The sequence below is a fragment of the Chromobacterium sinusclupearum genome, assembly GCF_002902845.1.
Classification (GTDB): domain Bacteria; phylum Pseudomonadota; class Gammaproteobacteria; order Burkholderiales; family Chromobacteriaceae; genus Chromobacterium; species Chromobacterium sinusclupearum.
The window spans coordinates 70454-91577 of sequence record NZ_PPTF01000020.1; the positions used below are offsets into that span (position 1 = coordinate 70454).

22 protein-coding genes and 1 tRNA gene are annotated in these 21124 nt (G+C 61.7%); 16 read left to right on the plus strand and 7 right to left on the minus strand.

The features are described 5' to 3' along the window. Both C2134_RS21495 and C2134_RS06690 read left to right on the plus strand, forming a co-directional pair. The coding region (locus tag C2134_RS21495) for an SgrR family transcriptional regulator (protein WP_500778648.1) at nucleotides 1-878 on the plus strand (878 nt) is incomplete at its 5' end. Between the two features lie 64 nt (nucleotides 879-942). Then, nucleotides 943-1683 carry a dienelactone hydrolase family protein gene (locus C2134_RS06690; RefSeq protein WP_146042105.1) on the plus strand — a complete coding sequence of 247 codons (741 nt, stop codon included), beginning with the start codon at nucleotides 943-945 and terminating at the stop codon, nucleotides 1681-1683. Between the two features lie 69 nt (nucleotides 1684-1752). On the opposite strand, the gene C2134_RS06695 is transcribed toward C2134_RS06690, so the two are convergent. The 5 genes from C2134_RS06695 to C2134_RS06715 are packed head-to-tail and all read right to left on the minus strand — an operon-like array spanning nucleotide 1753 to nucleotide 6895. Further along, nucleotides 1753-2325 carry a hypothetical protein gene (locus tag C2134_RS06695; protein ID WP_103318605.1) on the minus strand — a complete coding sequence of 191 codons (573 nt, stop codon included), beginning with the start codon at nucleotides 2323-2325 and terminating at the stop codon, nucleotides 1753-1755. Next, nucleotides 2322-3110, minus strand: coding sequence for a methyl-accepting chemotaxis protein (locus tag C2134_RS21820; protein ID WP_103318607.1), 789 nt, complete (start codon nucleotides 3108-3110; stop codon nucleotides 2322-2324). Before C2134_RS21820 ends, C2134_RS06695 begins: the two co-directional genes overlap by 4 nt. Nucleotides 3111-3148: 38 nt before the next feature. Beyond that, nucleotides 3149-3517, minus strand: coding sequence for a response regulator (locus C2134_RS06705; protein ID WP_103318609.1), 369 nt, complete (start codon nucleotides 3515-3517; stop codon nucleotides 3149-3151). Between the two features lie 25 nt (nucleotides 3518-3542). Continuing rightward, nucleotides 3543-4517, minus strand: a complete 975-nt coding sequence (locus tag C2134_RS06710) for a chemotaxis protein CheX (protein ID WP_103318610.1) — start codon at nucleotides 4515-4517, stop codon at nucleotides 3543-3545. An 8-nt stretch (nucleotides 4518-4525) separates the two neighbouring features. After that, the gene (locus tag C2134_RS06715) at nucleotides 4526-6895 is read right to left on the minus strand and encodes an Hpt domain-containing protein (RefSeq protein WP_103318612.1); all 2370 of its coding nucleotides are present in this window, start codon (nucleotides 6893-6895) and stop codon (nucleotides 4526-4528) included. A 203-nt stretch (nucleotides 6896-7098) separates the two neighbouring features. Between C2134_RS06715 and C2134_RS21500 the strand changes: the two genes are divergently transcribed. Then, nucleotides 7099-7248, plus strand: a complete 150-nt coding sequence (locus tag C2134_RS21500; protein ID WP_158248709.1) for a hypothetical protein — start codon at nucleotides 7099-7101, stop codon at nucleotides 7246-7248. 337 nt (nucleotides 7249-7585) lie between these two features. Next, the gene (locus tag C2134_RS21165; protein ID WP_146042106.1) at nucleotides 7586-7888 is read left to right on the plus strand and encodes a hypothetical protein; all 303 of its coding nucleotides are present in this window, start codon (nucleotides 7586-7588) and stop codon (nucleotides 7886-7888) included. A 244-nt stretch (nucleotides 7889-8132) separates the two neighbouring features. Here C2134_RS21165 and C2134_RS22155 read toward each other — a convergent pair whose 3' ends face one another. Beyond that, a complete protein-coding gene (locus C2134_RS22155; RefSeq protein ID WP_103318614.1) occupies nucleotides 8133-8570 on the minus strand; it encodes a DUF4879 domain-containing protein in 438 nt (145 codons plus the stop codon). A gap of 550 nt (nucleotides 8571-9120) precedes the next feature. Here C2134_RS22155 and C2134_RS06725 point away from each other — a divergent pair. Then, nucleotides 9121-9194, plus strand: a tRNA-Gly gene (locus tag C2134_RS06725). A gap of 58 nt (nucleotides 9195-9252) precedes the next feature. Next, nucleotides 9253-11403 (plus strand): AsmA family protein, encoded by a 2151-nt coding sequence (locus C2134_RS06730; protein WP_103318616.1) that lies wholly within the window; start codon nucleotides 9253-9255, stop codon nucleotides 11401-11403. 79 nt (nucleotides 11404-11482) lie between these two features. Here C2134_RS06730 and C2134_RS06735 read toward each other — a convergent pair whose 3' ends face one another. Further along, complete coding sequence (locus tag C2134_RS06735) at nucleotides 11483-13453, minus strand: monovalent cation:proton antiporter family protein (protein WP_103318619.1); 1971 nt, start codon at nucleotides 13451-13453, stop codon at nucleotides 11483-11485. Nucleotides 13454-13574: 121 nt separating this feature from the next. Here C2134_RS06735 and C2134_RS06740 point away from each other — a divergent pair, with 121 nt between their 5' ends. The 10 genes from C2134_RS06740 to rapZ all read left to right on the plus strand — a co-directional run bounded on the left by C2134_RS06740 (nucleotide 13575) and on the right by rapZ (nucleotide 21105). Beyond that, nucleotides 13575-14555, plus strand: coding sequence for a KpsF/GutQ family sugar-phosphate isomerase (locus C2134_RS06740; RefSeq protein WP_103318620.1), 981 nt, complete (start codon nucleotides 13575-13577; stop codon nucleotides 14553-14555). Between the two features lie 43 nt (nucleotides 14556-14598). Beyond that, the gene (locus C2134_RS06745; protein WP_103318622.1) at nucleotides 14599-15123 is read left to right on the plus strand and encodes a KdsC family phosphatase; all 525 of its coding nucleotides are present in this window, start codon (nucleotides 14599-14601) and stop codon (nucleotides 15121-15123) included. Then, nucleotides 15120-15689, plus strand: a complete 570-nt coding sequence (gene lptC, locus C2134_RS06750; RefSeq protein ID WP_103318624.1) for an LPS export ABC transporter periplasmic protein LptC — start codon at nucleotides 15120-15122, stop codon at nucleotides 15687-15689. The genes C2134_RS06745 and lptC overlap by 4 nt, the downstream gene beginning before the upstream one ends. Then, nucleotides 15679-16224 (plus strand): lipopolysaccharide transport periplasmic protein LptA, encoded by a 546-nt coding sequence (gene lptA, locus C2134_RS06755; protein ID WP_103318626.1) that lies wholly within the window; start codon nucleotides 15679-15681, stop codon nucleotides 16222-16224. The genes lptC and lptA overlap by 11 nt, the downstream gene beginning before the upstream one ends. Continuing rightward, on the plus strand, nucleotides 16221-16949 hold the full coding sequence (gene lptB / locus C2134_RS06760; protein ID WP_103318628.1) for an LPS export ABC transporter ATP-binding protein: 729 nt from the start codon (nucleotides 16221-16223) through the stop codon (nucleotides 16947-16949). Before lptA ends, lptB begins: the two co-directional genes overlap by 4 nt. Before the next feature lie 3 nt (nucleotides 16950-16952). Beyond that, complete coding sequence (locus C2134_RS06765) at nucleotides 16953-18353, plus strand: RNA polymerase factor sigma-54 (RefSeq protein ID WP_103318629.1); 1401 nt, start codon at nucleotides 16953-16955, stop codon at nucleotides 18351-18353. Nucleotides 18354-18422: 69 nt separating this feature from the next. Continuing rightward, entirely contained in the window at nucleotides 18423-18749 is a 327-nt protein-coding gene (hpf, locus tag C2134_RS06770; RefSeq protein WP_103318631.1) for a ribosome hibernation-promoting factor, HPF/YfiA family, read from the plus strand. 122 nt (nucleotides 18750-18871) lie between these two features. Beyond that, nucleotides 18872-19333, plus strand: a complete 462-nt coding sequence (gene ptsN, locus C2134_RS06775) for a PTS IIA-like nitrogen regulatory protein PtsN (RefSeq protein WP_043627216.1) — start codon at nucleotides 18872-18874, stop codon at nucleotides 19331-19333. Then, a complete protein-coding gene (gene hprK / locus C2134_RS06780) occupies nucleotides 19326-20282 on the plus strand; it encodes an HPr(Ser) kinase/phosphatase (protein ID WP_043627218.1) in 957 nt (318 codons plus the stop codon). The genes ptsN and hprK overlap by 8 nt, the downstream gene beginning before the upstream one ends. Continuing rightward, nucleotides 20263-21105, plus strand: a complete 843-nt coding sequence (gene rapZ / locus C2134_RS06785; RefSeq protein WP_103318633.1) for an RNase adapter RapZ — start codon at nucleotides 20263-20265, stop codon at nucleotides 21103-21105. Before hprK ends, rapZ begins: the two co-directional genes overlap by 20 nt. The last annotated feature ends 19 nt before the right edge of the window (nucleotides 21106-21124 follow it).

Consider the following 21124-nt stretch of genomic DNA (forward strand, 5'->3'; position numbering starts at 1 on the left):
GCCCGTACCGAGTGGCCGTCAACGACGCGCACCGGCTGTCGCTGCAAGCCTTCGACGATTATTTCGGCTTCCGCGCGCTGCTGGACCAGGTGGATATCTGGATGATGCCGCAGCTCGGAGACCAGCTGTCGCTGAACGTGCAGGAAACCTGCAATCTCACGGTGGAAATCAATCCCTTGCCGGTGGAGGAGCAAACCGAGATGGCGCTGGAAACCGGCGTTTATTTTCTGTTGTGCGATGGCCGCTCCCCGATCATGCGCGATGATGCCGTCCGCCTGTGGCTGGCCCAGGCGCTGTCGCCGCTGGCCATCATGCAGCAAACGCCGCCGACCACCCGACAGTACTGGGTGGCCGCTTCCGGCCTGCTGCCGCGCTGGCACCACGTCCAGCCCGAGCCTGTCCCGCCCGCCCCGCCTTTGACGCGGCTGCGGCTGGCTTATTACGAACAGCATCCGGAATACCGCCAGATCGCGGACGCCATCGCGCGCTGCCTCGCCGCGCACGGCATCGCGCTGGAGTGCGCGGTCCATCGCTATAGCGATTGGGAGTTGGGACTGGCCGAAACGGACCTGTGGCTGGGCACCGTCAACTTCAGCAGCGGCACGGATTACGCCGTGCCCGCCTGGCTGCTGGGCACGCCGCTGCTGCGGCGTTGCCTGGAACCAACGCTGCCGTTGACAGACTGGCTGCGCGGCTGGCGCGGCGGCGAGCACAGCGCGGCCAGCCTGTCGGCGCAGACAGTGCGCCAACACTGGATCCTGCCGCTGTTCCACAACTGGCTGCGGCTGAAAGGGCCGGGGCAGATCGAGGACTTTCGTCTCAACAGCATGGGCTGGTTCGATTTCAAATCCGTCTGGCTACGGCCCGAAGAAGACTGACCCCGTTGCCGCCGCGCAGGGCGGCAGGCACAATCGATTGCGCCCCCGCCCCCAAACCAAGACCATGCCCCGCACTGACTCCGCCTACCTGCCCGAACCGATACGCCAAGCGATGCTGACGCTGCCCGCCGGCGTCTGCGGCGATGCGCCCTGGCAAGGCAGGCTGGCGGCGCTTCCGCCAGCAAGACCAGGCCAGCCGTTGCCGCTGCTGTTGTTCCTGCACGGCTCCTCCGGCCTGAATGAACAGACGCTGGCGTTTCAGCGCTGGGCCAGCGACACCCTCGGCATCGCCGCGCTGGCGCCGGACAGCTTCGCCCGCCCCAAGCGTCCGCGCTATCAAAGCCCAGCCCCAGTGGAGCAATATGAGGCGGTGCACGCGCTGCGGCAAGAAGAGATCGCCATGATGCTGGCAGCGCTGCCGCGACTGCCATGGGTGGACAGCCAGCGGCTGGCCTTGGCAGGCAGCAGCGAGGGCGGCGTGGCGGCCGCCCGTTGGCGCGGCCAGGAATTCGCCGGCCGCATCATCTATGGCTGGAGCTGCGAGGACAATTACTTTGTGGAGAAAGCGGACAATGGCTTTGATGCCGACTGCCCGCTGCTGAACCTGCTGTCGGACGCCGACCCGTTCTTCGGCCGCAACAGCCAATACAACCGCGGCCGCCAAGTCGACGGCGACAGCCGGCGCGCGCTGGCGGACATGCCCAAGGCGCGGCTGGTTCTGCTGCCGAATGCCCCGCACACGCTGTACAACCTGCCGGAGGCGCGCATGCTGACGGAGGAATTCCTGCGCGGGCTGTTTGCTTGATTGTCTATCGTCTCGAATCCGCTGAGCGCAGCAAGCGCAACGCCGGATCAGGGATTGGCTGAACGGTTTTCAGAACAACTCCAGCTCGCCCACGCTCTCCGCTACGGCAGCCATCGGCGGCTGGTAGCGGAAATCCAGGCTGGCGCCGCTCGACAGGGTCAGGCAGGTGGTCAGCCAAAAATGCGCGCCGCCGCCCATGTCCACCCGCCAGCTGCGGCGCAAGGCGCTGTTCAGCAATTCCAGATGCTGGAGGCTGCTGGCGCCCACTCCCAGCGGCGTGGACATGCCGACATGGCGGAAGACGGCGCACAGCGCACGGTTGACCGCGCCACAAATCATATTGGCCAGCTCGCCGTGCGCGTCGCGCAGCGCGGCCGCCGTCAGCGGCGAACTGCTGCGCACCCAGCGCGCCAGCCTGTCCTTCATCGCGGCATCGTCGGCAAACTGGAACAACATGGCGAAACGGAAATGGTAGGAGGAAATATTCAGCAGCATCAGTTCGTCGCCGACGACATCCAATCGCGGCAGCTGCTCGCCCAGCGGCGACACCACGCAAGGGCTGTCCTCGCCGACGCCGCAACCCTCGCGCAGCGCCTGCTCGCAAATCTTTTCCAGCGACTCCACCGCAACCGGGCTGATCATACCGTCTCCCCGCTTTCCAGTTTGGCCAGGATGCGCTCGCTGGAGGCCTTGAGGCCGAACACCGCGGTGCGGATCATATTGCCGCAGGCCTGCAGATCCTGGAAGGTGGTGGTGGTCACCAGGTCGTTGCGCTCCAGATTCTTCTTGTATTCGCCTGACAGGTCGGCGGCGTTGCTCGCCAACTGGCGCACGCCGTCGGCCACCACCGAGAAGCCGCGGCCGTATTCGCCGGCGCGCGCGGCCTCGATGGAGGCGTTCAGCGCCAGCATCACCACGTTTTTGACGATGGTGGAGAAGTCTTCGTTCTGTTCTTTCAGGCGGCGGTTATTGACCAGAATGGCCTGCATTTCCTCGTGCCAGCGCTCTATGGTCTGCACCAGCCCCAGCAACAGCTCCACGTCGCCGGCCAGCGTCGCCTGCTCCTGGCGCATTTCGGCGCGCACGCTTTGCAGCGCCTGCAAGGCCTCGTCGCGGGATTCGCGCCGCGCCGATTCGCGCGCGGCTTCCGCCAGGCGCTGCGCCTCCGCTTCCAGTTGCGCCAACTGCGCCTTCATCTCATCCAGCTTTCGGCCATGCGCGGCCTCGGCCGCCTCCAGCTGCTGCCGGTAACGCTCCGCCACCCGCTCCGGAGGCTCCAACCGCTCCAGTTCGGCGATGCGGGCATCGCGCTCGCTCAGTTGCAAGCGATGGCGTGCGGCGGCGCGCCAAGCCAGCGCGCCAACCACGACCGATAGCGCCAGGCACAGGCCGGCGCAGACAAAGGCGATCATGCTTACTGCGTCCATCTCGTTCTTTCCGTACCGCGTCCGCGCGGCGGCGTGGCTCAGCCGGTCACCAGCTTCTTGAAGGTAGGCAACACGGCCGCGCCGTTGAACGGCTTGACGATCCAGCCCTTGACGCCGGCCGCCTTGCCGCGCTCCTTCATCGCCGGGCTGTTCTCGGTGGTGAGCATGATCACGTTGACCGCAGCGTTTTTCAGCTCGCTGCGGATTTTCTCGGCCATGGTCAGGCCGTCCATATTGGGCATGTTGACGTCGCTGACCACCAGCTTGATGCCGGGATTGGCGCGCAACTTGTCCAGACCGTCCTTGCCGTCCACCGCGGTCACCACGGCGATGCCGTTGGCCTTCAGGAAATCCGCCACTTCATTGCGCACGGTGCTGGAGTCATCCACCATCAGAACTTGAGCCATTTCACTTCCTCTTTATCATTGGGTTTCAAAACAGTTCGAGCTCGCCGGATTCCACCAGCGATTCGACACTAGGCGTCTCCTGAAACTCGTCCGGAGACCAGCACAGGTTGAATACGAAGCGCTGCACCAGCGTGACCTCATACCCGTCGGCGGCGTCGCGGTCGCGCAGCTGGTACTTGATGCACAGCTGCGGATCTTCCGAGCCGAAGGAGATATAACGCCGCTGGTGGTTGACGATGATGGGCACCTGGGTCAGCAGCGCCGGATGCTGCGCGCCATTGCCGGCGTAACGGTTCTTGAACGAGCCCCAGATCAGATTGGTGGCCTCGCCCAATGCGGCGTTGAGCTGGCGGAAATCGGGATCGGCATCACCCTCTGGCTCCAGCAGCGCCATCAGCGGCGACTCCTCCGCCTGCAGCATCATGTAGCCGCGGCACCAGCTGCTTTCGATGGCGATCAGCGTGAACATCTCGCCGTAGACCAGGCGGTCCTTGACCGCCAGGAACGGCGCCTGCACCGTCACTTCGCAGCGCGGAAACAGCAGCGCCAGCGCGTCGCGGCTCATCTCTGTGATGCCGCGCACCAGCGGGTTGGGATAGATGCGGCTGAAGATGGACGAAGCCAGCGCGTCGCTGAGAATATGCAGATCGTTCAGGGTATAGCCGCAGCAAAAACGCAGCGCGTCGCGTTCGGACAGGCCGGCCAGGCTGGGCGTCTGCTCGCGGCGCAGGAAAATCGGCAGTTCCGGCCGCGCGGTGTGGATCTGCCGCGCCAGCTCCAGCCCGGCCTTGCGGCCGTCGTAGTGTTCGAACAGCATGATGCCGCCCAAGTCCACATTGGAGCGCAAGATGGCCATCACGTTGTCCGCGCCGGCTTTTTGCGGCCGGATGCAGATCAGTTCATTGTCGCGGCAGAAGTGCTTCAGGCTGCCGGAATAGGTCTGGCCGTCGTCCAGCACCAGCATCTTGGTGCGCAGGCAGGTTTGCAGGGTATCGGTCATCGCTGCGCTCACACCGGATTCAGGGCGTTTTCAGCGGCAACGTGCGCCACATCGCTGATGGCCGCGCGCGGCTCCACCGCCACCGCCAGGCTGTCCGGCAACACCACCACCGTCTCGAAACGGCGGAAGTCCATGCCGCGCTCGTTGTCGAGGAAACGAAGCTCTATTCTGCCCTGCTCGCGCTTGATGAAGGACTGCACGGCATCCATGCCCACGCCGCGGCCGGACACGGCAGTCAGCTTGGCCGCGGTGGAGAAGCCGGGGCGGAAGATCAGTTGGGCAGTCTCTTCGTCGCTGAGCTCGGCGTCGGCGGCGATCAGCCCCTGCTGCAGCGCGCGTTCGCGGATGCGCCCCAGCGCCAGGCCGCGGCCGTCGTCCGCCAGAGCCAGCTCCAGGCGGCCGTCGGCCACACGCAAGTCGAGCACGATGGCGCCCTGGGGGCTCTTGCCCAGCGCCACGCGCTCGTCCGGGGCTTCCAAACCATGATCCAGCGCGTTGCGCATCAGGTGCATGAACACATTCTTCAGGGTGGCGGAGGCCTGGTTGCGCAGCACATAGCCGTTGTCGCGCACCCGCACCTGCGGCACGTCCTTGCCCAGCTCATGCGCCAGCGAGGGCAGCGAATCCAGCACGCCGGCCAGGATTTCCGTTACCGGCTCCGTGCCCATGCGGCTCAGCACATGGCGCACGCTGTTGTGGACGGAAATCAGCTCGTGCAGATTGCCGGTGTTGACGGTTTCCAGGCGCTGCAGCATCTCGCGCACTTGGTCGCGGTCCACCAGCAGGAAATCGGCGCCGCCCACGCGGCCCGGCCCCTTGCGGCCCAGGCTCACCTCGTTGACGCGGGCGTAGTGCTCTACGCTGTCGCGCACCGCTTCCAGCTCGCGCAGCAGCTGGGTCTGGTCCCAGACGATTTCCGGCTTGGGCTGACGCAAAAGCTCGTAGCTCTGCTCAGCCTGGTGCACGATGTCGGTCAGCTGCGACAAGCCGTAGGTGCGGGCATTGCCCTTGATGGTGTGCAGATTGCGGAACAGCTGATTGATGGCCTCGCGGTCGCCGTTGGGATACTGGCGGATCAACTGCTCGGACTCGCCGATGAAGCGCACAGCGCCGGCAATGAAGTCGTGGAACTTGTCCTGGCTCACCGCCAGGATCTCGCCGATGATGGCCAGCTCGCGCTTCTGCTCGTTGGCCTCGGCGGCCAGGGCCTTCAGCTCGGTCACGTCGCGCACGCACAGCATCAGCCGCTCCACGCGGTCCTGCTCGTCCACGATCACCGACCAGCTCAGATCCAGCACCTTGCCCTGGCGTTCCAGCTCGCCCACCAGCAAGTGGCGGTTGAATTCGAAATTCATGCTGTCCTCGCCCAGGCAGGAGGCGATGGCGGCCTCCACCTGCGACAGCGCGTCGGCGCCCAGCTTGCCGTCGGCGAACAGCACATCCATGATGTTGCGGCCGGCGATGTCGCCGTGTCCCAGGATGGATTCCAGATGGGCGGAGTACTCGTGATGCACCGCCATGCCGTCGACGATGGTGAGAATGCCTTGCGGGATGTTCTGCAGCATGGCCTGGATGTCGTTGCTCTTCTGCCGCACCAGGGCGCTGCTCTCCTCGATGCGCGCCACCATGCTGTTGAAGGCGACGATGGACTTGCCGATCTCGTCCTCGCGCTCCACCGGCACCCGGCGCGAAAAGTCCTGGCTGTCGGCGATCTCGCTCATGGTGTCCTGCATGTGGCGGATCGGCAGCACGATCTGGCGGTACAGCAGCCAGCCGAGCACGCCCAGCGCCAGCAGCGTCGCCACCGTCACCAGCGTCAGCGTCATCGCGGCGCCGGACAGGTTGCGGTTCAGCGTCAGGATCGCCTCGTCCTTGTTGCGGGTTTTCTCCACCCGCAGCGTGGTGACGATCTGCTGCAGGTTGTCATGAAATTGCAGCACGCCGCCGGCGTAGGTGGCGTCGGCCAAGTCGCTCTGCCCGCCCTGCTTGAACTTGATGGTATCGTTGATGGCGCCGACGTAGTTGTCGTACACCTCCTGAGCCTGATCCGCCAGACCGCGCTGGGTGGGGCTGCTGGCCATGCTCTTCTGCAACGCCAGCTGCGACTGCAGCGCCTTCTCGCTGGCGGCCAGCTGCTCCTTGGCTTGGGACTGCAGATTGGCGTCGGAGGCTTGCAGGAAAGTCATCATACCCAGCTGCACGTCCTTCAGCGACGAGAGCAGGTCGGCCGAAGCCAGCGCGCTGGGCACCTCGCCCTCGGTCACCGATTTGACGGCCGCGGCATTGGCATGCGATTTCCATACCGCATAGCCGCCGACGGCGAGGATGGACAAGAAGCTGACCGATACCAGCAAGAGAATCCTATTACGTATATTCATGGCCTGCCCAACGCAAAAGATTGTTAATGTTTAAACAGTCTGCTTTGAAATAATTATCCGAACCATTTTTTCAAAAGACGATGACAGCGTTATGACAGGAATCCATCACATTCGGGGTTAAACTGATAAGCTAACGCTTCAATGTGAACGTCATTGGCATTAGACGGAGACTATGCAAAAAAATCATAAGACCGCTGGAGGAGATGGCTACGGCGATGGACTTCGAGCTGAAGGACGTCTTCGACCTCGACAACCAGCCATCGGCGGAGGAGCTGCGCAATCAGGTCATACGCCCAGCCCAGGTGGCAAACTATGAACTGCTGGCCAAGATGGCCGGTGCGCTAGATCCGTAGCATCTTTTAAAAACATCGAAAAAAACTGAGACGTAGTAAAATCTGCCACGATAGCGGCAATTCCTTCCCACTATCATCAAACGATCGTCTCTGCCCAACACCCACACATTGCGTCGAGCCTCAATCAGCTAAGTGTTCCCAACCCCCTATAGCCCTTTTCATTGCGACAGCCCCTCTGAAAAAACAGTACAAAGTACAGATTTATCCTAGTCATGCCACCTTACCTAGCCAAGTGGCACATAGTTTGCTTTGACATACTCAGTGGTAAAAGCATAGAAACTATCATAAACAAGGCGAACTGACTTCCATATATTGACCAATTTTTTTGGAGAAGAAAATGATTACTGGAATTAACAACAGCACTTTCAAGACCACAACGCCTAGCAACCAAAACAGTGCCCGCCCAAGTCCTGCGAGCCAGGAAAGACAGGCTACGGCCTACTCAACTCGACCCACCCCAGAAACATCAAACAACTATGACTTTACCAACATGTCGCCGAATAAAATTGTTTCAACAATGAACAATCTAATTAAAAATGGAAAATTATCCTTTGACGACTCCGGCCCCTTACTGGCACTTATTCCACCAAACATCTCTAACGAACAATTTTCGCAAAACTTTTCCAACACATACGATTAACCAATAAATGTGCTAACATCCCTACAAACCCTAATTGACGGCGACAAATATCGTGAAAACTTCAAAAGTGCACAACAAGCTGAAAAAACCTTACAATTAATCAAATCATTTCAAAATCAAACCGAAAACATAGATACACTAGCATAAAACATTGCAGGAGATAAAAATGGGCATCCACAGAGGTCCGTGAATGCCCATATGATGCACATCAACCATATTTAAAATCACAACTACAATACATCACCTATTTAATATAAACTTGCGTACTCAAGGAATTCCAAGGGTAGTTTTGTGATGTATTTTGGTAAAAAAATGTTCCTGGAGTACTTTGCCCATCAAGATTAAAGTACTGACGAAACCCTGCAACGGTAGAACCGACAGGGCAAGGAGTTGCATATCGGCCATTGACATTACATAGCGACTCCGTTTGATACAGAGCAGAAGTAGGTAAAACAATTCCATTAATCTTTGCAATAGGTGCCCGACCATACCCTATGGTATCAACTACTACTCTCAATTGCGATCCTCCATGATTACCTGCAGTGGAAGGCTGATTAGCCTGCAAAATTTCCCAGCCACCATATAGCGTCGATCCAACAGCAAGAACCCCAACATAAGATAATGGACTTGCGGCATCTAATGGCCTAAACTTACCACCAGCATTACTTGCTGCCGCAGCAATTGGAGAGGGAACAGGCTCAAGCTCCTAGAAAGCGACAATAGGAAATGTACTCGGCGCTGGCGTACCTTGTGAAAATGCCGCCGAAGATATCAAACCCAAACCCAGCATCCATATATATTTCATAATATACCTTTAGCTTTATAAGCCAGCATCAAATATACAAACACGTAAAAAATAATCTAGAACTACTTCTGCTGTGAAAATAAACAAAAACACAAAATTTACAAGGAAAATTTAAATACGACCAAAACAAATACTCAAAATCATAACAAAGTCTTGCTCACTGCATACCTTTAGCACCGTCTCAATCACTGAATCCTGATCTTTCTGTCAGTCCAAAAGTGGCTGAAATCTCATCTGCCAAGTTGGACTCCCCCAATGACATCCAGCTCAAAATCACCAAAAGACTCCAATCCTTTTCACATCAATGACTTAGTGGACTAAAATCCGTAGCCACTTCAAAATCCGCTTCAGCGATTAATCTTGCTGCGCCGCAAAACCTTGCCAACCCCGGCGAAACCCGCTAAATTCGGGTGCTCTAGCGAAGCGCGCGGGTGTAGCTCAATGGTAGAGCAGAAGCTTCCCAAGCTTACGACGAGGGTTCGATTCCCTTCACCCGCTCCAGCGCCCTCCCATTCCTCAAGACCAATCCCGCATGCATAGCCTATCCGAGCGAAATCAGATGAAATGGAACTCAGGCCGGCTGTGGCTAAGAATCTCGACCTACGGTCTGCTGGCCGTGGTGTCCGCGCTGGTGCTGATCCGCGCCCTGATCTACTGGCAGTTCGACGAAGCCGCGGTGCGCGGCAACCTGACCCACGCGCTGCAAGACAGCGGCCGCACCGTGCGCATTGAAGGCCGCATCACCCCGAATGTGTTTCCCTCCCCCGGACTCGATATCGAGCGCGTCAGCATCAGCGAAGCCGGCAAGCCCGACGTCTTCGCCCGCGTGGAAATGCTGCGCGTGTCGCTGGCCTGGATGCCGCTGTTGCTGGGCAACCGCGAAATCAAGGGAGTCGAGTTGTACGGTCCCAGCGCCAGCATCAGCCGAGGACTGGATGGACAGTTGAACATCGCCGACCTGTTTCAGCGCCACAACCAGAACGGCTACAGCTTCAAACTGGACCAATTGCACATCCGCGAAGGCACGCTGTTGCTGTCCGACCAGATGACGCATACCGACAAGCGCTTCTCCAGCATCAGCCTGGATGCCGATGGCCTACGCAGCACCGCGAAGGTTAGCGCCGGCGCCGTGCTGGATGACGACAAGCGCCCGGTGCGGCTGGCGCTGAACACCCCGCTGACCATCCAGGATGACCAAGTCAGCCTGCCGGAACTGGACGCCGTGGCCATCAGCAACATCCAGGGGCTGGGCGAAACCAAGCTCGGCATCGCCGGCTCTTACAAATTCAATTTCGCCTCGCTGCAGGCCACCGGCAACGACGTGACGATCAGCTTCAACAGCGACCGCCCGACCAGCGAAGTCAAGCTGACGCTACCGCAGGTCAACGCCAGCCTGCATGAGCTGACCATGCCGTCCGGCAGCCTCAGCGCCAAGCTGAGCTACGCCCGCAGCGAATACCAGCTGCAAGCCGCGCTGGACAATCTGAAGCTGAGCGAAGGCGGGCTGTACGCCGACAAGCTGAACGGCGAGTTCAATTGGCTGGCCGGCTCCACCAAGGTCAACGTCAAACTGAACGCGCCGCTGTCGCTGGCCGGGCTGAGCCAGCTGCGCATGCAGCCCTTGAAGCTGACCAGCACCATCACCACGCCGGCCCTGCCGCGCGGCCAGCTGGTGGCCAGCATGGATGGCATGCTGGACGGCGATATCGACGAACCGCGCTTCAACCTGCGGGTCGGCGGCAAGCTGGACGGCTCCGATGTGTCCGCCACGCTCAGCCAGTACGGCCTGATCCGGCCGCGGCACGAGGCCATGCTGTCCATCGGCAAGCTGGACTTGAACCGCTACCTGCCGGAAACCCAGGGCGATCCGGTGGCCATCTTCCAGAACACCAACGAGATCCCGCTGGACTGGCTGGATTTCTTCGACCTGAACGGCAAGATCGCCATCGGCGAGCTGGAAATGGGCCGCTTCCGCATCAACCACATCAGCAGCAATGTGCGCATCAATCCGCGCGCCTTCGAACTGGACCAGATGTCGGCCGACATCTACGACGGCCGGCTGCAGGGCGATGCCTCGCTGAGCCGGCGCGACGTGCCGCATCTGGCGGTGAAGCAAACGCTGCAGGGCATGAAGATCCGCCCGCTGCTGGTGGACTTGTTCAACTTTGGCCGGCTGGACGGCAAGGGCAATGGCCAGATCGACATCAGCGCCGACGGCAAATCCTTCGCCGAGCTGCGCAACACCCTCAGCGGCGATGCCGCCTTCAGCCTGAACAACGGCGCGCTGACCGGCATCGACCTGGTGGCGGCATTGAAGAATCTGCCGGCGGAGTTAAAGGAATGGAACAGCGCGGCGCAGAACGACCAAAAGACCACCTTCTCCACCCTGTCCACCAGCTTCAAGTTGGACAAGGGCGTGGCGCGCAGCCAGGACCTGAAGCTCGCCTCGCAGCTGGTCAACGTCAATGGCGGCGGCAAGATCGACTTGAAACAAAACATTGTCGACTACGCGATGGATGTGCAGGCTAACCCAATGGAGTTCGCCCGCTTGAAAGGCGTCAACGTGCCCTTGAAAATCACCGGACCGATCAATGCGCCGGTCTACGCGCTGGACTTCAACGCCCTGGTCAAGGGCAAGAAGACGGAAGGCGAAAAGCAGCAGGCGCTGAAGCAGCAACTGCAGAAGCAGATCACCACCATCCTGCCGTAAACAGCGCAGCCTGCGCGCAAGACAAAGCCCCGTATATACGGGGCTTTTTTGTTGAATGGATGCCGCACGCGGCAGCGACTCACTCGCCCTGCAGAATCCGCGACTCCGCCAACGCCAGTTGGTCAGGCGTGCCCAACAAGACTAGGATATCGTCGGCCTGCAGTTCAAAGCTGTCATCGAAATCGGTGCGCCGCGTCCGCTGGCGCCGCACCGCCTTCACCTCGACCCCGGCATCCTCCAGCCGCAGCGCGCCCAGCGGCTGGCCGATGGCGAAGGCGCCGCCGCACACTTGCACGCTGAGCAAGCGTGGCACCATCGCCTCCTCCAGGCTCTCCACCTCGTCGCTGGCGCCGCGGAAGAAACCGCGGAACAGATCGTAGCGTTCCTCGCGCACCGCGCGGATGCGCCGCAGCACACGGCTGGGCGGCACGCCGGCTTCCAGCAGAGCCTGCGAAGCGAGCATCAGACTGCCCTCCATCACCTCGGCCACCACCTCGTCCGCGCCAGCCTGGCGCAGCACATCCATTTCGCTGTCATCCACGGTGCGCACAATGACCGGCAACTCCGGCCGCACCTCGCGCACCGCGTGCAGAATGCGCAAGGCGGCGTGGGTATCGGCAAACGTCACCACCACCACCTTGGCCCGCATCAGGCCGGCGGCGATCAACACCTCTTTCTTGCCGGCATCGCCAAAGACTACTTGGTCGCCCGCCTCGCCGGCTTCGCGCACCCGCTCCGGGTCCATGTCCAGCGCGAACATATTGATGTTCTCGGCCTCCAGCAACCGGGCCAGCGCCTGGCCGCTGCGTCCGTAGCCGCAGATCAGCACGTGCTCGTTCTTGCTCATGCTGGCCACCAGCATCTGATGCAGGTCCAGCGACTGCAGCATCCAGTCCTGCTTGATCAGGCGGCGGGTGATGCGTTCGCCATGCATGATGAGGAAGGGCGCAATCAGCATGGAGATCAGGATGGCCGCGATCGCCGCCTGGGCCGCCGGAATCGGCACCAGCTTCAAGTTCATGGCCAAGGCCAGCAGCACGAAACCGAATTCGCCGCCCTGCGCCAAGGCCAGCGCGGCGCGCATCGCGTCGTTGGAGCGGTGGCCGAACAAACGCCCAAGGCCGAACACCACGGCGATCTTCAGCGGCAGCAGCAGCACCAGCAATAGCAGCACCACGCCCAGGTGATCGAACAGAATGGGCAGCTCCAGCCGCATGCCCACGGTGATGAAGAAGAAGCCAAGCAGGATGTCGCGGAACGGCTTGATATCTTCTTCCACCTGGTAGCGGTATTCCGTTTCCGAAATCAGCATGCCGGCCACAAAAGCGCCCAGCGCCAGGCTGAGGCCGGACATCTCGGTCAGCCACGCCACGCCCAGCGTCACCAGCAGCACATTGATCATGAACAGCTCGCCGGAACGCTGCCGCGCCACCAGATGGAACCACGGCCGCACCAGCCGCTGGCCGAAGAACAGCAACAGCGCCAGCACCACCACGATCTTGCCGCCGGCCTTGGCCAGGTCCAGCCACATCGTGTCGCTGCCGCCGGCGAAGGCCGGCAGCAGGATCAGCAGCGGCACCACGGCGATATCCTGAAACAGCAGCACGCCTATCGCCAGCTGGCCATGCGGCTGGTTCAATTCCAGTCTTTCGGCCAGCAGCTTGCTGACGATGGCGGTGGACGACATCGCCAGCGCGCCGCCCGTCGCCAGGCCGATCAAGGGGCTGCCGGTGATCCAGCCTATCGCCAGCGCCACCAGCAGCATGGTGACGACCACCTGGGCCAAGCCGACGCCGAACACCAGCTGACGCATCGCCTTCAACTTGGGTAGCGAAAACTCCAGGCCTATCGTGAACATCATGAAGACGATGCCGATCTCGCCGAGAAAAGCGGTTTCCTCGCCCTCGGGAATCAGTTTCATCACGCCGGGACCGGCGAGAAAGCCCACCACCAGATAGCCGAGCATCGCCGGCACCCTCAGGCTGCGGCACAAGGTCACCACCAACACGGCGGCCAACAAAACAAGAACGATGGGGGCCATGGAATGCATCGGCGGCGGGGTCTCCGGGGGTGGTGGCAGGGGAAGGAAGCGACGAAAAACGACGCGCCCAAGCAAAAGTTGCACCAGCGCGCGCGTCAATCGATTATAACCTTTGATATACTTTTGCCTTATGGAAAAAATACAAGACACCCGCCGCCTGGAAATGGCGCGCGAAGTCCTGCAAACCGAGGCTGCGGCGCTGAACACGCTGGCCGAGCGTCTGAACGGCGACTTTCTGGCCGCCGTTGAAATCATTCTTGCCGGCAAAGGCCGCGTGATCGTCACCGGCATGGGCAAATCCGGCCATGTGGCGCGCAAGATCGCCGCCACGCTGGCCAGCACCGGCACGCCGGCTTTCTTCGTCCACCCCGCCGAAGCCGCCCACGGCGACCTGGGCATGATCACCGGCGACGATGTGGTCATCGCGCTGTCCAATTCCGGCGAGTCCGCCGAAGTGGTGTCGCTGCTGCCAGCGCTCAAGCTGAAGGGCAGCAAGCTGATCGCCATCACCGGACGCGCCGAATCGTCTCTGTCCCAGGCCGCGGACATCCTGCTGCATACCCATGTGGAAAGGGAAGCCTGCCCGCTGAACCTGGCGCCCACCACCAGCACCACGGTGCAGGTGGCGCTGGGCGATGCGCTGGCGGTGACGCTGATGGAGGTGCGCGGCTTCGGCCAGAGCGACTTCGCGCTGTCCCATCCGGGCGGCAGCCTGGGCCGCCGCCTGCTGGTGCATGTGCGCGACCTGATGCACGGCGGCGATGATCTGCCGCGCGTCGCGCCGGGCACCCTGTTGAAGGACGCGCTGTTGGAGATGTCGCAGAAGCGCCTCGGCATGATCACCATCTGCGCTGCGGACAACACGCTGCTCGGCATCTACACCGACGGCGACCTGCGCCGCACGCTGGAAAAAGCCGCCGACGTCTACCGTCTGAAAATAGACGAAGTGATGAGCGCCAACCCGCGCACCATTCATCAGGACAAGCTGGCGGCCGAAGCCGGCTTCGTGATGAAGGAAAAACAGATCACCAGCCTGGCCGTGGTCGATAATGCCGGCAAGCTGGCGGGCGTGCTGCACATGCACGATCTGCTGCGCGCCGGAGTATTCTGATTCCGCCTTTCGCCAGATGGCGGACGGCTTACAGGACATAAGTATGCGTATGATTGCCGAGCAGGCCCGCAAGGTGAAACTGCTGATCATGGATGTGGATGGCGTCATGACCGACGGCCGCATCTATTACAACGCCCAGGGCGAAGAGAGCAAATCGTTCTACGTGCAGGATGGATTAGGCCTGCGCCTGCTCAGCCGCACCGGCGTGCAACTGGCCATCATTTCCGGCCGCGCCGACCGCTGCGTGGAACACCGCGCCCGCGCGCTGAAGATCGACCACTACTACGGCGGCGTGCACGACAAGAAAGTCGCGCTGGCTGACCTGCTGCGGAAAACCGGCTTCAAAGCCGAGGAATGCGCCTTCATCGGCGACGACCTGATCGACCTGCCCATCCTGACTCGCGTCGGGCTGGCGGTGGCCGTGCCGGAAGCGCCGCCGCAAGTACGCCAGCACTGCCATTACGTCACCGGCAACCCCGGCGGCCATGGCGCGGTGCGCGAGCTGGTGGAGCTGATCATGCAGGCGCAAGGCACCTTCGACGCCATTGTCGAGGAATACCTGGCATGATGCGCCTGTTGCGTTCCCACCGCTTGTTCCCGGTGCTGCTGATCGGCCTGACCGCCATGCTGACGCTGTGGCTGGACCAAGTTTCGCGCTGGGACACCCGCCATCGCGAGCTGGACCCGGACAAGCCGGAATATGTGGCGGAGGATCTGATCGCCACCCGCTACGACGAACACGGCAAAATGCTGGACAAGCTGATCGCCAGCCGCATGTGGCAGTACCCCGGCAAGCCTGAGGCATTTTTCGAGAAGCCGGACCTGTATCAATACGATGCGGGCGTGCTGCAGTACCATGTGATCGGCGAGACCGGCCGCTACAACAACAAGAACCAGCAGGCTTTCTTCGACAAAAAAGTCCTTTTGATCAAACCCGCAGACAGCAAGCAGCCGGAAACCCGGCTGCAGAGCAGCGCGATGTTCGTGGACACCGGCAAGCGCTACGCCAGTTCCAAATCGCCGTCCGTGATCACCCAGGGCAACTCGGTGGCCCACTCCATCGGCTTCACCTACCAGGAGCCGCTGGGTCTGCTCAATCTGCTGTCCACAACCAAGATCATCTATGCCAAATAAGACCCGAATCCTGCTGGCCGGCATGCTGCTGGCCGCTTCCGCTTTGGTCCAGGCCGAACAGGCCGACCGCGACAAACCGATCGAAATCACCAGCGACAACGGCTGCACCATGGACCAGATCAAGGGCATCTCGATCTGCAACGGCAATGTGGTCGTGATCCAGGGCACGCTGCGGCTGAACTCCGACCAACTGACCGTCACCCAGGACAAACAAGGCAACCAGACCATGCACGCCACCGGCCGCATCGTCACCTTCCGCCAGAAAATGGACCGCGACGGCGGCTGGGTCGAAGGCCAAAGCAGCGTGCTCGACTACGACAGCGCCAAACACCTGGTGGTGCTGACGGGCAATGCCCGCGTCAAGCGCAACGGCGACCTGTCCATCGGCAACGTCATCCGCTACAACACGCTCGATGAAACCTTCGAAGTCGTAGGCGGCGGCCCCTCCGCCTCGGGCAAGGGCCGCTCCGTGGTGATCCTGCAGCCGAAGAAGACGGCCTCGCAGCCGGCGGCCAGCGGAGCCGCCAAGCCATGAAGCACAGCGTTCTCACCGTCTCGAATCTGAAAAAGCGCTTCAAGAAGCGCACCGTGGTCAAGGATGTCTCGCTGAATATCGAAAGCGGCGAAGTCGTCGGCCTGCTCGGCCCCAACGGCGCCGGCAAGACCACCAGCTTCTACATGATCGTCGGCCTGATCGGCGCCGACGACGGCGACATCCGGCTGGACGAACAATCCATCACCCATTATCCGATACACCAGCGCGCCCAGCTGGGCCTGGGCTATCTGCCGCAGGAGGCGTCCATCTTCCGCCGCATGACAGTGGAGGAGAACATCACCGCCATCCTGGAAATCTCCGGCCTCAAGGGCAAGGAGCTGGAAAAGGAACTGGACCTGCTGCTGGACGACCTGAACATCGGCCATCTGCGCGACAGCAACGCGCTGGCGCTGTCCGGCGGCGAGCGGCGCCGGGTGGAAATCGCCCGCGTGCTGGCCACCCGGCCGCGCTTCATCCTGCTGGACGAACCGTTCGCCGGCGTCGATCCGATCGCGGTAATCGATATTCAGAAAATCATCTCCTTCCTGAAAGAGCGCGGCATCGGCGTGCTGATCACCGACCACAACGTCCGCGAGACGCTGCGCATCTGCGACCGCGCCTACATCATCAGCGACGGCTCGGTGCTGGCCTCCGGCCAGCCGGAGGAGCTGGTCAACAACGACAAGGTGCGCAAGGTTTACCTTGGCGAACATTTCCACCTGTAAACCATGAAGCAGGCACTACAGCTCAAGGTTTCGCAACAGCTGACGCTGACCCCGCAGCTGCAGCAGTCGATCAAACTGCTGCAACTGTCCACGCTGGACCTGCAGGCCGAAGTGGAGCGCTTTTTGCTGGACAACCCGCTGCTGGAACGCGGCGACGAGCCGCGCGACAGCGACGCGCCCACGGAGGCGGCGGAAGCGCGGGAAACCACGGAGAGCGAAGCGGCAGACAGCCGCGACGACAGCGCCGGCGAGCTGCTGGACTGGGGCGCCGGCAGCCGCCACGGCGGCGACGACGACTACGACCCGATGCTCAACGTGCCCTGCCCGGTCAGCCTGCGCGAGCACCTGCTGGCGCAGCTGGGCGAGATCGCCTTGCCGCGCCGCGACGAGGCCATCGTGCGGCTGCTGATCGAGGAGCTGGACGACGACGGCTACCTGCCGCAAAGCCTGGACGAGCTGGCCAGCCATCTGCCGCTGGAGCTGCAGCTGGAAAGCGACGAGCTGGCCGTGGGCCTCGCCCTGCTGCAGCAATTCGACCCGGCCGGCGTCGGCGCGCGCACGCTGGCGGAATCGCTGCAGCTGCAGCTGCAGCGGCTGCCCGCGGCCGAACCTGGCCATGCGCTGGCCCTGGCCATCGTGCGCGAACATCTGGCGCTGCTCGGCGGCCGCGACTACGCCAAGCTGAAAAAGCTGCTGGCTTGCAACGACGCCGAACTGCGCGCGGCGCAGGCGCTGATCGCCCGCCTCAACCCGCACCCGGCCACCGGCTTCAATCACGGCGATGTCCACTACGTGATCCCCGACATCAGCGTGCGCAAGCTGCGCGGACGCTGGGTGGCGGAGCTGAACCGCTCGGCCGTGCCGCGGCTGCGCGTCAACCAGCTGTACGAGCGCATGCTGGCCGACAGCCGCGGCCAGGGCGGCGAGATGTCCGCCCGGCTGCAGGAGGCGCGCTGGCTCGTCAAGAACATCCAGCAACGGTTTGACACCATCCTGAAAGTGGCGGAAGCTATTGTCGAGCGTCAACAGTTGTTCTTTGAACAAGGCGAAGTGGCGATGCGGCCGCTGATTCTGCGCGATATCGCGGAAGAGCTGGGCCTGCACGAATCCACCGTATCCCGCTCCACCAGCCAGAAATACCTGCTTTGTTCGCGAGGTTTGTTCGAGCTCAAGTATTTCTTCGGCAGTTCGTTGGAGACTGAAAGCGGTGACGAGTGTTCCGCCACCGCCATCAAGGCTCACATCCGCAGCATGATAGAAGGCGAAAACCGGGCGAAGCCGCTGTCGGACAGCGCCCTCGCCGACGCGCTGGCCAAGCAAGGAATACAGGTTGCCAGACGCACCGTAGCCAAGTATCGTGAAGCCATGCAGATTCCGGCGGTGAATCTGCGCAAGGCGCTGTAAGAGCCTGCACAAGAATACAATGCCGCCCGACAACCCGCCCGGGCGGTCAACACCAGAAGGAGCTAGGGTATGAACCTCAAAGTAACTGGCCTGCACCTGGAAGTCACTCCGTCGCTGCGCGAATACATCGAGAACAAACTGGAGCGCATTACCCGCCATGTCGACAACGTGATCGACATCTCCGTGACCCTGTCGGTAGACAAACTGGTTCAAAAGGCTGAAGTCAATGTGCACCTGTCCGGCAAGGACATCCACATCGAGGCTACCGAAGCCGACCTCTACGCCGCCATCGATCTCTTGATGGACAAGCTGGACCGCCAAGTGCTGAAGCACAAGGAAAAGCTGACCGAACACCGCGTGCAAAGCTCCGGCGAAGTCCAGCAGCCCTCGCTGTGACGCCTAGTTGAAAAGGACGGGAACCGGGCGGTTCCCGTTTTTCTTTGCGCTTGCCGGTTTTCAGTACTATCAAGGCAACGTAGAATTCCGGGTTTATCAAAGAGCCGCATGCATAATCCAATATGAATCTCATCGGCAAGATACTGACTCCGGACCATGTATTGCTGGATCTGGATGTCTCCAGCAAGAAGCGGGTGTTCGAGCAGGTCGGTCTCCTGGTGGAAAACACACGCGGCATCGCCCGCAGCGAAATCTTCGACAGCCTGTTCAGCCGCGAGAAGCTCGGCTCTACCGGGCTGGGGCAAGGCGTCGCCATCCCGCACGGACGCGCGCGCGGCCTGAAGGAAGCCACCGGCGTGTTCATCCGGCTGAAGGCCCCGATCCCGTTCGACGCGCCGGACGGCAAGCCGGTGCAGTGCCTGTTTGTGTTGCTGGTGCCGGAGCATGCCACCGATCTGCATCTGCAGGTGCTGTCGGAATTGGCGCAATTGTTCTCCAGCCGGCAGATGCGCGAGAAAATGCTGAGCATCGGATTGCGCGACGAGCTCTACCAGCAGCTCTGCGATTGGACCCCTAATGCCTAGCATTACCGTACGCCGCCTGTATCAGGAAAATCAGCAGAAGCTTAACCTGACCTGGGTCGCCGGCACCGGCGGCTCGGACAACGTCATCGGCAACGACGACCAGCGCCCCACGCTGGCGCTGGTGGGCCACCTGAACTTCATCCACCCCAACCGCGTCCAGGTATTGGGCCTGGCGGAGGTCGACTACCTGAACAAGCTGGAGCAGTCGGCCGCCAAGACCGCGCTGGACCAGCTGTTCCACAAGAGCATGTCGGTGGTGATGGTGGCCAACGGCCAGCCGGTGCCGCGGCTGTTGCGCGACTACTGCCACAGCCACAACGTGCCGCTGATGACCAGCACGCTGGAAAGCCCGTACCTGATGGACGTGCTGCGCATCTATCTGGCGCGCGCGCTGGCGGTGTCCACCGTGCTGCACGGCGTATTCCTCGACGTGTTCGAGATCGGCGTGCTGATCATGGGCGACTCGGCCATGGGTAAAAGCGAATTGGCGCTGGAACTGATCTCGCGCGGCCACGGCATGGTCGCCGACGACGCGGTGGAGCTGTACCGCATCGGCCCGGACACGCTGGAAGGCCGCTGCCCGCCGCTGTTGCGCGACTTTCTCGAAGTGCGCGGCCTGGGCATCCTGAACATCCGCACCATCTTCGGCGAAACCGCCGTCCGCCCGAAGAAGGTGCTGAAGCTGATCATCCATCTGGTGAAGGCCAACGACCAGGCCATGCAGGCGCTGGACCGGCTGAACATCCAGTCCGAAACCCAGGACATCATAGGCGTGACCGTGCGCAAAGTGGTGCTGCCGGTGGCCGCCGGCCGCAACTTGGCGGTACTGGTGGAAGCCGCCGTGCGCAACTACATCCTGCAGCTGCGCGGCATCGACAGCACCCGCGAGTTCATCGAACGACACACCAATTTCTTGCGAGACCAGGAAAATGCGCCTGATATTGATTAGCGGCCTGTCCGGCTCCGGCAAATCCGTGGCCTTGCGCGCGCTGGAAGATTCCGGCTTTTACTGCGTGGACAATCTGCCAGCCAATATGCTGCCGGAAGCCATGGCCATGTATGAAGAGTTCGGTTACAGCGACATCGCCATCAGCGTCGACACCCGCTCCGGCCCGTCGCTGGGCGCGCTGCCGCAAGTCGTGACGCAGCTGCGCGGGCAAGGCATAGACGTGCGCCTGCTGTTTCTGGAAGCCAAGCCCGCCACGCTGGTCAAACGCTTCTCCGAGACCCGCCGCCGCCACCCGTTGGCCGGCTCCGGCATCACGGTGGAAGAAAGCATCCAGGTCGAGCAGGAAATGCTGGGCGGCGTGCAGGAACTCGGCACCCGCATCGACACCAGCGAACTGTCGGCCAATGCGCTGCGCAGCTGGATACGCGAACTGGTGGACGCCGACAGCAGCCGGCTGACGCTGATTTTCCAATCCTTCGGCTTCAAGCATGGCGTGCCGCAGGACGCCGATTTCGTGTTCGACGCCCGCTGCCTGCCCAACCCGTATTACGATCCGCTGCTGCGTCCGCTGACCGGGCGCGACCGGCCCATCGTCGACTTCTTCGCCCAGCACGCCGAAGTGGCCGACATGATCGCCGACATCCGGTCGCTGATCGCCAAGTGGCTGCCCTGTTACAGCAAGGAAAACCGCAGCTACCTGACGGTGGCCGTCGGCTGCACCGGCGGCCAGCACCGCTCGGTCTTCATCATCGAAAGCCTGGCCCGCGCCTTCGCCGACCAGCAAGTGCTGGTGCGCCACCGCCAGTTGCATCCCGACCATTGAACAGGACGCGGGCGGCAAC

What these genes read in the sequence shown, in the direction of transcription:
- C2134_RS21165 (WP_146042106.1), top strand. Translation starts at nt 7,586, where the DNA reads ATGATTACTGGAATTAACAACAGCACTTTCAAGACCACAACGCCTAGC.
- C2134_RS06695 (WP_103318605.1), bottom strand. Translation starts at nt 2,325, where the DNA reads ATGATCAGCCCGGTTGCGGTGGAGTCGCTGGAAAAGATTTGCGAGCAG.
- lptA (WP_103318626.1), top strand. Translation starts at nt 15,679, where the DNA reads ATGCCAAATAAGACCCGAATCCTGCTGGCCGGCATGCTGCTGGCCGCT.
- C2134_RS06710 (WP_103318610.1), bottom strand. Translation starts at nt 4,517, where the DNA reads ATGACCGATACCCTGCAAACCTGCCTGCGCACCAAGATGCTGGTGCTG.
- C2134_RS06730 (WP_103318616.1), top strand. Translation starts at nt 9,253, where the DNA reads ATGAAATGGAACTCAGGCCGGCTGTGGCTAAGAATCTCGACCTACGGT.
- hpf (WP_103318631.1), top strand. Translation starts at nt 18,423, where the DNA reads ATGAACCTCAAAGTAACTGGCCTGCACCTGGAAGTCACTCCGTCGCTG.
- rapZ (WP_103318633.1), top strand. Translation starts at nt 20,263, where the DNA reads ATGCGCCTGATATTGATTAGCGGCCTGTCCGGCTCCGGCAAATCCGTG.
- C2134_RS06765 (WP_103318629.1), top strand. Translation starts at nt 16,953, where the DNA reads ATGAAGCAGGCACTACAGCTCAAGGTTTCGCAACAGCTGACGCTGACC.
- C2134_RS06690 (WP_146042105.1), top strand. Translation starts at nt 943, where the DNA reads ATGCCCCGCACTGACTCCGCCTACCTGCCCGAACCGATACGCCAAGCG.
- C2134_RS06745 (WP_103318622.1), top strand. Translation starts at nt 14,599, where the DNA reads ATGCGTATGATTGCCGAGCAGGCCCGCAAGGTGAAACTGCTGATCATG.
- lptB (WP_103318628.1), top strand. Translation starts at nt 16,221, where the DNA reads ATGAAGCACAGCGTTCTCACCGTCTCGAATCTGAAAAAGCGCTTCAAG.
- lptC (WP_103318624.1), top strand. Translation starts at nt 15,120, where the DNA reads ATGATGCGCCTGTTGCGTTCCCACCGCTTGTTCCCGGTGCTGCTGATC.
- C2134_RS06735 (WP_103318619.1), bottom strand. Translation starts at nt 13,453, where the DNA reads ATGCATTCCATGGCCCCCATCGTTCTTGTTTTGTTGGCCGCCGTGTTG.
- ptsN (WP_043627216.1), top strand. Translation starts at nt 18,872, where the DNA reads ATGAATCTCATCGGCAAGATACTGACTCCGGACCATGTATTGCTGGAT.
- C2134_RS21500 (WP_158248709.1), top strand. Translation starts at nt 7,099, where the DNA reads ATGGCTACGGCGATGGACTTCGAGCTGAAGGACGTCTTCGACCTCGAC.
- C2134_RS21820 (WP_103318607.1), bottom strand. Translation starts at nt 3,110, where the DNA reads ATGGACGCAGTAAGCATGATCGCCTTTGTCTGCGCCGGCCTGTGCCTG.
- C2134_RS06740 (WP_103318620.1), top strand. Translation starts at nt 13,575, where the DNA reads ATGGAAAAAATACAAGACACCCGCCGCCTGGAAATGGCGCGCGAAGTC.
- C2134_RS06715 (WP_103318612.1), bottom strand. Translation starts at nt 6,895, where the DNA reads ATGAATATACGTAATAGGATTCTCTTGCTGGTATCGGTCAGCTTCTTG.
- C2134_RS06705 (WP_103318609.1), bottom strand. Translation starts at nt 3,517, where the DNA reads ATGGCTCAAGTTCTGATGGTGGATGACTCCAGCACCGTGCGCAATGAA.
- hprK (WP_043627218.1), top strand. Translation starts at nt 19,326, where the DNA reads ATGCCTAGCATTACCGTACGCCGCCTGTATCAGGAAAATCAGCAGAAG.